The following is an 11,874-nucleotide window of genomic DNA, read 5'->3' on the forward strand; positions in this document are numbered from 1 at the left end:
ACGTACACACTGGAAAACAAAACTGAGTTATCTGATCGGGATATTTTTAGAATTGCATCTATTTCAAAGTCGTTTTCTGCAACTTCGATTATGCAGTTGGTAGAAGCAGGGAAATTATCATTGGATGATGATTTTGGAGATTTAATTGGATTCAAAATCCGAAATCCAAAATTTCCAGATCAAAAAATTACTTTGAAAATGGCGCTTTCACATACTTCAAGTTTAAATGATTCTCAAGGTTACCTTAACCTCGATCTGATTAATCCCGACAAGAACCCCAATTGGGCGAAATGTTATAACGACTATGCACCCGGAACGAAATTCAATTACTGCAATTTAAACTTTAATATTATCGGTACCATCATCGAAAAAAAATCGGGAGAAAGATTTGATAATTATGTGAAAAACCATGTGCTGAAGCCGCTCGGGCTTTATGGAGGTTATTGTGTAGATTCGCTAGACAGTACAAGATTTGCCAAACTTTATGAATATAATGCTACTGACAAAACTTTTACGCTTGCCACTATGGCTTATGCACCACGACGAACGGAAATTCAAAACTATGTAATGGGCTACAGTACACCAATTTTCTCTCCAACAGGTGGAATGAAAATTTCGGCAACTGATTTGGCAAAATACATGATGATGCACATGAACTTTGGAACATCAAATGGCGTAAAAATTATTTCGAAGAAAAGCGCAAAATTGATGCAAACCGCCTTAACTGATGATGAAGGATATGGCCTGGCTATCAGAGGATCCAATACTTTAATACCTGGCGTAGCACTGAAAGGCCACACAGGTTCTGCTTATGGTTTATATAGCACAATGTTTTTTAATCCGAAAGAGAAATTTGGTATCGTAATTATCACCAATGGAATTAATGCTACCTACACAGATGATTTTCCAGATTTCAGCAGGGCAGCCATTAATAGCTTATACCAGAATTTTATAAAAAAATAACGGTTTATAGCTGGCGGTTTTATATAACGGAGCATTTCATTTATTGTTCATTTTTTCTTTTTTAAAACTTTTATCAGTCTAAATGATTTATAAGGCGACAAGGAAATAACGATTAAACTCACGTTCAACCCCTATAGAATGCCTGAATATTTACAATTTCCTGGAGAAGCGTATCCCTTAGGAGCCACGTGGAATGGAGGTGGCGTCAATTTTGCTTTATACGCCGAAAATGCTACCGCTGTTGATTTATGCTTTTTTGATCACGAACATGCTGAAACGGAAACCATCAGAATCAATATTAAGGAAAGGTCGCATCAGATCTGGCATGCCTACATTCCTGAAATCAAACCCGGACAATTATATGGCTATCGCGTTTACGGACCTTACCGTCCAATCCAAGGCCATCGATTCAATGGAAATAAGGTTTTACTAGATCCATATGCAAAGGCAATTGCCGGAAACATTAAATGGAACGAAGCACTTTTTGGTTATCAGTTAGGTTCAGATGAGCTTGATTTAAGTTTTAATGAGGCAGATAATGCAGCCTTCATCCCCAAATCGGTGGTGATTGACCCTGCCTACGATTGGGAAAATGATGAACATCCCAAAATTAATTACAACCAAACGGTAATTTATGAGATGCATGTCAAAGGTTTTACCAAAACTCATCCCGATATCCCTGAAAATATTCGTGGCACCTATGCAGGCTTGGCACATCCTGTTGCTATAAGTTACTTAAAGAATTTAGGTGTCACTGCAGTTGAACTGATGCCGGTTCATCAGTTTATTTCAGATCATCACCTGGAAGAAAAAGGCTTAACCAATTATTGGGGCTACAATACCATTGGTTTTTTCGCCCCTGATTCCCGCTATGCTTCATCCGATATCCGTGGAGAACAGGTTAGAGAATTTAAAGATATGGTTAAGGCTTTGCACAAAGCTGGCATCGAAGTCATTCTGGATGTGGTTTACAACCATACCGGAGAAGGTAATCAGCTTGGCCCAACAATATCTTTTAAAGGGATAGACAATAGTTCCTATTATCGCCTGGAAGAAAACAAGCGCTATTATACAGATTATACCGGTACGGGAAATACGCTGAATTCGAGGCTACCAAATGTGCTTCGATTTATCATGGATAGTTTGCGGTATTGGATTTTAGAGATGCATATAGATGGATTCCGATTCGATTTAGCTTCAACCTTGGCCCGAGAATTACATGAAGTTAACCGGCTAAGCGCTTTTTTTGATATCATTCATCAGGATCCGGTAATATCTCAGGTGAAATTAATTGCCGAGCCCTGGGATGTTGGGGAAGGCGGTTACCAGGTGGGCAAGTTTCCGCCTGACTGGGCGGAATGGAATGGAATGTACCGCGATGTAATGCGTGATTATTGGCGTGGAAATCCGAATATGTTAGGCGAATTTGCGCAACGGTTCCTTGGAAGTCCGGATTTGTATGAAGGCGATTACCGCAGGCCGACAGCGAGTATTAACTTCATTACTGCACATGATGGTTTCAGCCTTCATGATTTAGTTTCCTATAACCATAAGCATAACGAGGCTAATTTAGACGACAATAACGATGGAGAAGATCACAATAAATCATGGAATTGTGGTATAGAAGGAGAAACCGATAATAAAGAAATTATCAGTTTAAGGATGCAGCAAAAGCGAAATTTCCTGGCAACGTTATTTCTCTCTCAAGGTATTCCAATGCTGGTTTCGGGCGATGAAATTGGTAAAACACAACATGGAAATAACAATACGTACTGTCAGGATAACGAACTTTCATGGATTGACTGGGAAAACGCAGATCAGTCTTTACTGCACTTTACCAAAGAATTAATTCGTTTGCGTTTAAATCATCCGAGCTTGAGGCGTAGAAAGTGGTTTAATGGCTTAGAAGTTGGCGATGGTGTAAAGGATATCGCCTGGTTCACGCCCGATGGTAATCCAATGAAAGGCCATAATTGGGAGAAAGATTTTGCCAGGTCTATCGGAATTTATTTCCATGGTGAAGGGATACAAAGTAAAGGACCTATGGGTGAGGATATTTTAGATAATCACTTTTTTATCATCTTTAATGCGCATTACGAATCACTGGCGTATAAACTTCCAAAATCTGATTACAGCAAAAAATGGCGAAAAATTTTAGATACGGCAAGCGGTGAAATATCAAAAAACGAGCTGGAGCTTTATGAAGCTGCTCAGGATATTGGTGTAGCAGGAAGATCGGTATTGGTATTGAAATCTGAGGAATAAAAAAAAGCTCGAGTTTTGAAACCGAGCTTTTGAAGCCAATTAAAGTAAATTGGCTAAACCATTCTTTGGGTAATGAATGGATAATATCTTAATAGTTGCTTTTGGGTTACTAATTACACCACCTTTAAATTTATGGGAAAAAGTACCTCCAGATTCTGGTAAGTCAATTAGATGGGCACAATCTACAATGGTGTTATCCACTTTTAGCCCATCATTCTCGTTCACAATTCCTTTGCTCATCTTAAGGTCTATTGATTTGCAAAACGCTGATAAGTGCTGGCAGATTTAATCTTCTCCATGCTGATATAATCTTTCAATTTAGAAAATTCCATGCTTTGAACCGCCTTAACTGCAGATTTCAGCTTTTCACTACTTACTCCTAATCTTGTTGCCCAGTAATTGCGATCCTTTTCGTCGGCAATCTCAACTACTTCTTTCCTTGCTGTTGTCGAAATGTTTTGGTATTCCATCGGTTTATAATTTGGTTACAAATAAGATAAAAACACCTGTTTAATTATTTTGGTTTTTAAAAATTTCGATTATTTCTTCTTGAGTTTAATTTTTATGGGAAGATTACAATTTTATAGAATAATCAGTAGTCAATTTGCAAGAGCATTTCGGTAGCTTAAAGTAAAAAACTTAAGCATTTAACAATTTGTATTATGATTTAAATTATTGAAAATAAACGGTTTAAGTTTGTTAAACAAAATAAGAGTAACAATTATTTTACATGTATTTTGCGGGCACATTTCTGTGACGTATTATTGTATGTAATAAAATTATTACGTACAAACAAACTAATCACCTCTAACCAATTTCTTCATGGCATTATTGCGTCAAAATTTTTTTAACAACAATCGGGTTGTTTTATCGATTTGGGTTTTGATCACACTTATCTTCGTTGTCGATTCATGGGCAACACATCGTTTCAATAACTATTTAATTTTTGAGAATACCTTTCGCAATCTGCTCAAAGAGCAATCACTTTATGCGGCATATCCAAATTTCCACAATGATACCAATCACTACGGACCAGTTTTCAGCATATTGATTGCTCCATTTGCCATGTTACATAATTGGATAGGGCTACTGTTTTGGAACTTATTTAACTGTATAGTATTATTTAAGGCCATCCAGACTTTGCCTTTATCTACAGAAAAAAAAGTAATTATTGGATATATCGCTATACCATGTTTAATCGAATCGATGTTAAACCAGCAATTCAATGCAACTGCTGGCGCATTGATGATTTTAAGCTATACACAAATTAATAAGAAACAAGGCTTTTGGTCGGCGATGTGTATTGTACTAGGCACATTCGTTAAGCTTTATGGTGTGGTTGGCTTAGTATTTTTCTTTTTTTCAAAGCAGAAAACTAAATTCATCGGGTGGTTGGTTTTTTGGTCGATTGTTTTCTTTTTACTGCCGATGTTGTTTGCTTCTCCGCAATTCGTTGCCCGCTCTTATATCGATTGGAAAAACTCTTTAATAGAGAAAAACTTAAGCAATATTATGGGGGCGGCTGGCGATATTTCTATAATGGGTTTTTTCCGGAAGTTGTTGCATATTCGTCAATTATCTAATTTGCTTTTCATTGCAATTGGAAGTTTGTTGTTTCTTCTTCCGTTTCGGTTTATACACCTTTACAAAAACAAAAAGTTTCAGTTGATGATCCTGTCTTCAGTTTTACTGTTTCCGGTATTGTTTAGCACAGGAGCTGAAGATTGTACTTACATTATTTCTATCGCAGCTGTTGGCTTGTGGTATGTTTTTGAGCAAAATCGCTCTGCTAAAAATGTTTTACTACCCGTATTGCTTTTTATAACCTGTAATTTTCCGCTGCTGCTTTTTCCTGTTTTCGCAAAGTCACACCCGTTATCACTCTCTGTTTTGAGTTTGCCATATTTCTTGGTTTGGCTAAGGGTGCTTTACCTGGCCACCCAGGTTGGGCATGAGACTATCGAAGAAAATGAAGCCGAAATGGTCACCGCTTAATAAATAATTTGTACCTCATTCAAAGGTTTTGATATACACATGGTTATCAAAACCTTTTTTGTTTTAAAGCTGTTTAACGAATATCTAATCAAATCGTATTATGGATGATAAAACAAAAACCGGTGGTGCTGATCGGACTAAAATCAACATCAACGAAAGTTATGAGGTAGATTATTGGGCTAACAAATTTGGCGTAAGCAAAGATAAATTAAAAGCTGCCGTGCAAACGGTAGGTACATCTGCTGCTGAAGTTGAAGAATTTTTAACAAAGTAATATCTGATTTATGGGTCTGGAAAAGTATGCTTCTAAACGAGATTTCTCTAAAACTTCTGAGCCGAAAGCGGGACGGAGTAAGAGTAAAACCAAATTGATGTTCGTGATACAAAAACACGATGCATCTCGTTTACATTACGATTTTAGACTTGAAATGGAAGGGGTTTTAAAAAGTTGGGCTGTTCCAAAAGGTCCGTCTACAGATCCAAAAACAAAGCGACTGGCGATGATGGTAGAAGATCATCCTTTCGATTACCGCAATTTTGAAGGAATTATCCCGGAAGGTGAATATGGTGGAGGTACTGTAATTGTTTGGGATGAAGGGACTTATGAGCCGATCGAAACCATTAAGGGCAAAGCCGCTCAGGAAAAGCATTTGCTCAAACAGCTTAAAGATGGCTCACTCAAAATTAAACTTCATGGTGAAAAACTTAACGGAGAATTTGCATTGGTGAAAACTCACGGAATGGGCGAGAATGGATGGTTATTGATTAAACATAAAGATGATTTTGCGTCCGTGAAGGATATCACCAAAGAAGAGAAATCTGTTCTTTCGGGTAAAACCATTGCGGCAATGGCTAAAACCTCAGAGAAAGTGTGGGAAGATGGTAAAGCAAAAAAAATAAAGCCTAGAAAAAAAAAGTCCGGTAAAAAGTAAAGAAAAGGAAGTGAGTGAAGTAGGTGAGGAAACTGAGGTTGATCCAAAGGCTATCCTCAAAAAAGCGCCAAAATCTACTATTCCTAAAAATATAAAGCCCATGCTCGCCACCTTAGTCAACGAGCCGTTTGACGATGATGAATGGCAATATGAAGTTAAATGGGATGGTTATAGGGCGTTGGCTTTCATCAATAAAAGCAAAATAAACATCCTTTCACGAAACAATAAATCTTTTAATGAGAAATTCTATCCAATTTATGATCTGTTAAAAGAATGGAAAATAAATGCTGTACTCGATGGTGAGATTCTTGTTTTAAACGAAAAAGGCATTTCTAATTTCGGTGCTTTACAGAACTGGCGCAGTGAAGCAGATGGAGAACTGGTGTTTTATGTTTTTGATTTGCTTTGGTATGAAGGTAAAAACCTGATGAATCTTCCACTTGTGCAACGTCAGGCAATTTTGAACAGTGTTCTGCCTACTGATGATGATCGTATTCGCCTTGGCAAGGTATTTAAAGCTAGTGGAATTGATTTTTTTGCGGCTGCTGAAAAAATGGGACTTGAAGGAATCATTGCTAAGAAAATAAACAGTACCTACGCTACAGATCGCCGATCGAAAGAATGGTTGAAAATTAAGGTTCACAAGCGGCAGGAAGTGGTCATTGCCGGTTATACCAAAAATGAAGATACGTCAAAATCGTTCAGCTCGTTGTTATTAGGCGTGTACGAGAAAGGCAAACTACAATACGTTGGTAAAGTTGGAACAGGTTTTTCTGATAAGGTGCAAAAGGAAATGGTTAAACAATTTGAGCCTTTGGTGATTAGCAAAAGCCCTTTCGATGAACTACCTGATGTTAACAAACCATCGCGGTTTCGGCCCAATCCGCCGAAGGCGAAAGCTACATGGCTAAAACCAGAATTGGTTTGTGAAGTGGCATTTACAGAGGTTACCGATGATGGTGTATTTCGTCATCCTTCATTTCAAGGAATGCGTGATGATAAAAAAGCCAAAGACGTCAAAAGAGAAAAAGAAGTTGCGACTGAGACCGTAGTGGATAAAGTAACCAAAACTCAACATAAAACTGCGATTAAACCACCTTCCGAAAAAGGAAAGAAAACATTATTAAACCCTAAAGATGAAACACAGGTTCGGAAAATAAAAGGACATGAGCTCAAGTTTACCAACCTGAGTAAGGTTTACTGGCCTGAAGATAAAGTTACCAAGCGTGATATGTTTAACTACTATTATCAGGTTGCTGAATATATTCTTCCTTATTTGAAAGACCGGCCGCAATCGTTAAACCGTTTTCCAGGGGGCATACATGGACCGAGTTTTTATCAAAAGGATGTGAAAGGAAAAGCACCAGATTGGGCGAAAACTTTTCCTTATGAAAATGGTGAAGGCGAAAAAAAGGAGTACCTGGTTGGTACCGACGAAGCTTCATTACTTTGGATGGCAAGTTTGGGTTGCATAGAAATGAATCCATGGTTTAGCAGGGTGCAAAGTCCTGACAATCCGGATTATTGTGTGATTGACCTGGATCCTGACAAACATACCTTTGATCAGGTTGTAGAAGCAGCACTGGAAACCAAAAAGGTGCTCGATGCCATTGATGTACCTAGTTTCTGTAAAACATCGGGTTCAACCGGAATGCATATTTATATTCCATTAAATGCAAAATACAGTTATGAACAAAGTCAGATGTTCGCCAAAATTGTAGTGAATCTGGTTCATGAGCAAATACCTGAATATACTTCCCTTGAAAGGATGATTTCTGCCAGAAAGGGTAAAATGTATCTTGATTTTTTACAAAACAGGCCAGGGGCAACCATTGCAGGGCCTTATTCCCTAAGGCCAAAAACGGGAGCAACAGTTTCCATGCCCCTACATTGGGATGAGGTGAAACCAGGATTGAAAATGATAGATTTTAATATTTTTAATGCCATCGATCGATTGAAGGCTGAAGGCGACCTTTTTAAAGGTGTTTTAGGGAAAGGGATTGATTTGAAAAAAGCCATTAGCAAAGCTAAAAGTGTTTTTGGTTAAATGCGGTTGAACTATTATGTCTTTCATTATCTTTGAAAAAAAAAATAAAGATGATAGCCCACCACGTTTTATTCTGGCTAAAAGCCGATACCACTGACGAACAAAAAGCTGCTTTCCGTAAAAGCCTGCAAACACTTGAACAAATTGAGGTTGTTAAAAATTTTCATATCGGAATCCCAGCACCGATTGAAAGAGCAGTAGTTGATACCACTTATACGTTTAGCTTAATTTTGTTCTTTGAAGATTTAGCTGCACACGATGTATATCAGGTGCATCCACTACACAAGGCATTCCTTGATGAATTCAGGATTTACTTTGAGAAGGTGATTATTTACGATGCAAATTAAGAAAACAAACAAGGCCAGATTCATCTGGCCTTGTTTGTTTTCGGACCTTGTTGATAAAAAAGGCAAGAACCCCTTAAGATTAATCACCTAATCTTAAATATTATTTGGAATTATTCTAAATAATATGATCTTTGTGAATATCATTGAGTGTGAATGTTAAAGAAAGATTTATGTGTAAAACAACTGTGCTGGCTCAAAATCAAAATATTACCATTGCGCAATGTAATAATTGCAAGGTCTTGAATATCTGGCGATCGGGTGTATTAATGAATTTCTCGTTTGAGCAGTTCGACGCTTTTTATTTGGCTACTAAAAAACTTCAATTCGACGATTATCTGGAAAACAGACCTGATGGAAAAGAAGTGGTAATCCTTTCTACGCCATTTCCTGATATTAGTTTGGTTTTTACACGTGATGAATGGACAGACTTTTTTATTATTATCGATGAAGCCTTGTATATGAAACGGGTATATGAACTTGTTCATTCATAAATTTAATATTTTGTAGTATCTGCACTACTCAAAAATTGGTAATCGGCTAATTTTAAAATCTGCCGCCAATTTAACGTCGTAAATGATTGCAAATAACGTGATCATGAACAAGTTAAAACTTATTAAGAGAGCTGCTGTTGACAGTCGCCAACTTGACAATATTAAGATTGGAGACTTTATTGCAGATGAGTTTGGTAAATCAGGGAAAGTTTTGGGGATTGAAAAAATTTTTCGCCAAAAGCAATCTTTCTATTATTTCTATTTAAATCAGAGCAAAACCATTATGTTTATTGTTTAGTTTTCTTAGGATTAATGATAGGGATGTTTTTCGTACCAGAAAAAACATGATTTGTTAAAACCCTTTGGAATCAATTTCGTATATAAATGATACTAAGGGATCAATATGTCTGCCAACGGAGCTCATTTTTTTGCTAATTTGCCGGTAAACAAAATACCGCTGCACCAATTATTGATCAGCAAAGAACTTTTTCATGAGGTTCCCAGTGATTGGTATGTGATCATTACAGATATTAAAAATTCAACCAATGCGGTAAAATCAGGCCTTCATCAAAACGTAAACCTGATTGCCACCGGGAGTATCGTTACGGTGTTAAATATAGCTTTTAAGGCAAATTTATCTGTTCCTTTTTTCTTCGGCGGCGATGGTGCAACATTTATTGTACCACCTGTTATCGTAGATCAGGCAATGAAAGCATTGATGGTTTATCACAGGAACAGCTTGCAAAATTTCAATCTCGATTTGCGGGCAGGAATTGTCTCTGTAAAAGAAATTTACGAGGGTAAGCATCACTTAAAAATTAGCCGCTTCAGTATCTCGAAACAATTTTCTATCCCCATAATTTTAGGAGATGGCCTGGATTATGCCGAAAAAATTATCAAAGGAGAAAATTATCTATTCTCCGATCATGATAAAGAAAATGAGGAGCTGGATTTAACTGGCATGCAATGCCGTTGGGATAAAATCCAGCCGCCAGAAAACAGCGAAGAAGTAGTTACGTTGATCGCCATCGCACAAGATTGCAATAAACAGGCTGAAGTGTTTAGTAAAGTGATTGCACAATTAGATAAAATTTATGGTGCCCCTGAAAAACGTCAGCCAATATCAATTCCAAAACTAATCTTTAGAACAAGCTTCAATCATTTAGGTAGGGAGATGCGACACCGGCTGGGTAAAATTAAATGGCTGGAACTTGTTAAAACCTGGTTCATTAATGCCTACGGCTATATTTATTTCAGAACCGAAAGTGGTAAAAAATACCTAAACCAGTTGGTAGAAATGTCTGATACATTAGTGATTGACGGGAGGATTAATACCGTAATTACCGGAACAGGTCATCAGCGATTACAACTTCAAAAAAGTTTAGATCAGATGGAGCGTAATGACGAAATTTTATATGGCATTTATGTAAGTGGCGAATCAGTTATGTCATGTTATGTTCGTGATTTAGAAGATGATCACATTCATTTTGTTGATGGGGGCGAAGGTGGCTATACAGAAGCAGCAGCCGTTTTAAAAGAAAAAATCAGAAACAAAGTATCTGCCTCACCGTCAAATTCATAGCTATCAGCTGTAAATCAAGAAATAAATCGTTTTGAAATTTATTTGAAATTCGGAGATTATTTATTGATTTCGTCATGCTAAAAATATATCTTTCGATTGGTTACCTTCTTCGATATTTGCAGATTGTGGTTGAATAATTACAAACCGGATGATTGTATATTTCTGTTTTACCTCGCTACGTAACCGGTCAATGGCTGCTGTCAATTCTTCAGTATCTAAGTCAGATTGGAAGGTTATGATGAGAACCAGTATAACTTCCTTAGGTGATTGATAGGTTGATAAAATACTTTTAACCGTAATCACATCTTTGTCGGCTTCAATTAATTCCTTTAATTTCTGCTGAGTTTCTGGACTTAATCCTTCTCCCATCAGCAAACTTCTGCTTTCTCTCGCAAGAATAAACGATACAAAAATTAGTAATAAGCCAACCAGCACGGAGGCTAAGCCATCCAAAAATGGCATGTTTAAGTTATGGCTTAAAACCATTAAAACAAAAACGATGATTAGGCCCATCACTGCAGCTCCGTCTTCAAAAAGAACTAAAAATCCTGATGGATCTTTACTTTTGATGATGGCTTTCCACCAGGGCAGTCCATTTCTTGTTTTATTAAATTCTTTAATGGCAACAATTAATGATGCACCTTCAAAAACAAAAGAGAGTACCAGTACCACATAGTTCCATCCCGGATTTACCAGCGTTTCCGGATGACGGATATGTTCAATTCCCTGCGTAATAGAAACCACACCGCCCAGGCCAAAAATCATAATCGATACAATAAACGACCAGAAGTATAATTCTTTACCATAACCAAACGGACGGTATTTATCGGCTGGTTTTACACTTCGTTTTAAACCATATAGAAGTAAAAGCTGATTACTGGTATCTACTGTAGAATGTATCCCTTCAGCGATCATTGATGAGCTGTTGGTGAAAGCACCTGCAACAAATTTTGTAATTGCGATCAGTAAATTTGCAGCCAGTGCACTATAAATTGATTTGTTGGCTCTTGCCATAGTTTAGTAACGTATTGAATGCTATCTAAACCATTTTATAATGCTTTGGTTTGAAAAGTAATGAATTGAAAATGTTAAAAGTAAACAGCGATTAAAAAGGCAATCTCTGTTTACGCTGATGTTATTGTAAAATGTTGTCAATTAGCTTAATTTCTTCATCGCTGAAATTTGTGTTGTCCAAAGCTTTTATTGAATCTGTAATCTGTTCAGGTTTACTGGCGCCAATAAGCACAGTTGT

General features: G+C 37.1%; 12 protein-coding genes and 1 pseudogene. 9 read left to right on the forward strand and 4 right to left on the reverse strand.

What is annotated here, in order from left to right; genetic code table 11:
* The coding region (locus tag ON09_RS18460; protein ID WP_010602547.1) for a serine hydrolase domain-containing protein at window positions 1-963 on the forward strand (963 nt) is incomplete at its 5' end.
* 138 nt (window positions 964-1,101) lie between these two features.
* Window positions 1,102-3,228, forward strand: a complete 2,127-nt coding sequence (gene glgX, locus ON09_RS18465) for a glycogen debranching protein GlgX (protein WP_010602548.1) — start codon at window positions 1,102-1,104, stop codon at window positions 3,226-3,228.
* A 39-nt stretch (window positions 3,229-3,267) separates the two neighbouring features.
* Here glgX and ON09_RS18470 read toward each other — a convergent pair whose 3' ends face one another.
* Window positions 3,268-3,468: a hypothetical protein gene (locus ON09_RS18470; protein ID WP_010602549.1), complete on the reverse strand. Its 201-nt coding sequence runs from the start codon at window positions 3,466-3,468 to the stop codon at window positions 3,268-3,270.
* 8 nt (window positions 3,469-3,476) lie between these two features.
* Window positions 3,477-3,698 (reverse strand): DUF3606 domain-containing protein, encoded by a 222-nt coding sequence (locus ON09_RS18475; RefSeq protein ID WP_010602550.1) that lies wholly within the window; start codon window positions 3,696-3,698, stop codon window positions 3,477-3,479.
* 352 nt (window positions 3,699-4,050) lie between these two features.
* Here ON09_RS18475 and ON09_RS18480 point away from each other — a divergent pair, with 352 nt between their 5' ends.
* The 7 genes and pseudogenes from ON09_RS18480 (at window position 4,051) to ON09_RS18505 (ending at window position 10,622) form a co-directional block, all read left to right on the forward strand.
* A complete protein-coding gene (locus tag ON09_RS18480) occupies window positions 4,051-5,223 on the forward strand; it encodes a glycosyltransferase family 87 protein (protein ID WP_010602551.1) in 1,173 nt (390 codons plus the stop codon).
* Between the two features lie 100 nt (window positions 5,224-5,323).
* The gene (locus ON09_RS24875; RefSeq protein ID WP_010602552.1) at window positions 5,324-5,497 is read left to right on the forward strand and encodes a DUF3606 domain-containing protein; all 174 of its coding nucleotides are present in this window, start codon (window positions 5,324-5,326) and stop codon (window positions 5,495-5,497) included.
* 10 nt (window positions 5,498-5,507) lie between these two features.
* A pseudogene (ligD, locus tag ON09_RS18485) lies at window positions 5,508-8,202 on the forward strand (DNA ligase D).
* Between the two features lie 50 nt (window positions 8,203-8,252).
* On the forward strand, window positions 8,253-8,549 hold the full coding sequence (locus ON09_RS18490; protein WP_010602555.1) for a Dabb family protein: 297 nt from the start codon (window positions 8,253-8,255) through the stop codon (window positions 8,547-8,549).
* Between the two features lie 170 nt (window positions 8,550-8,719).
* The gene (locus ON09_RS18495) at window positions 8,720-9,040 is read left to right on the forward strand and encodes a hypothetical protein (protein WP_010602556.1); all 321 of its coding nucleotides are present in this window, start codon (window positions 8,720-8,722) and stop codon (window positions 9,038-9,040) included.
* Window positions 9,041-9,143: 103 nt separating this feature from the next.
* The gene (locus ON09_RS18500) at window positions 9,144-9,338 is read left to right on the forward strand and encodes a hypothetical protein (RefSeq protein ID WP_124914179.1); all 195 of its coding nucleotides are present in this window, start codon (window positions 9,144-9,146) and stop codon (window positions 9,336-9,338) included.
* 105 nt (window positions 9,339-9,443) lie between these two features.
* Complete coding sequence (locus ON09_RS18505; RefSeq protein WP_010602558.1) at window positions 9,444-10,622, forward strand: DUF3095 family protein; 1,179 nt, start codon at window positions 9,444-9,446, stop codon at window positions 10,620-10,622.
* A 72-nt stretch (window positions 10,623-10,694) separates the two neighbouring features.
* Here ON09_RS18505 and ON09_RS18510 read toward each other — a convergent pair whose 3' ends face one another.
* Together ON09_RS18510 and ON09_RS25270 are read right to left on the reverse strand one after the other, a co-directional pair.
* Window positions 10,695-11,636, reverse strand: coding sequence for a cation diffusion facilitator family transporter (locus ON09_RS18510; RefSeq protein ID WP_010602559.1), 942 nt, complete (start codon window positions 11,634-11,636; stop codon window positions 10,695-10,697).
* 121 nt (window positions 11,637-11,757) lie between these two features.
* A complete protein-coding gene (locus ON09_RS25270; protein ID WP_238533734.1) occupies window positions 11,758-11,868 on the reverse strand; it encodes a hypothetical protein in 111 nt (36 codons plus the stop codon).
* Between the last annotated feature and the right edge of the window lie 6 nt (window positions 11,869-11,874).

The organism is Pedobacter agri PB92 (genome assembly GCF_000258495.1).
In the GTDB taxonomy this organism is placed as follows: Bacteria; Bacteroidota; Bacteroidia; order Sphingobacteriales; family Sphingobacteriaceae; genus Pedobacter; species Pedobacter agri.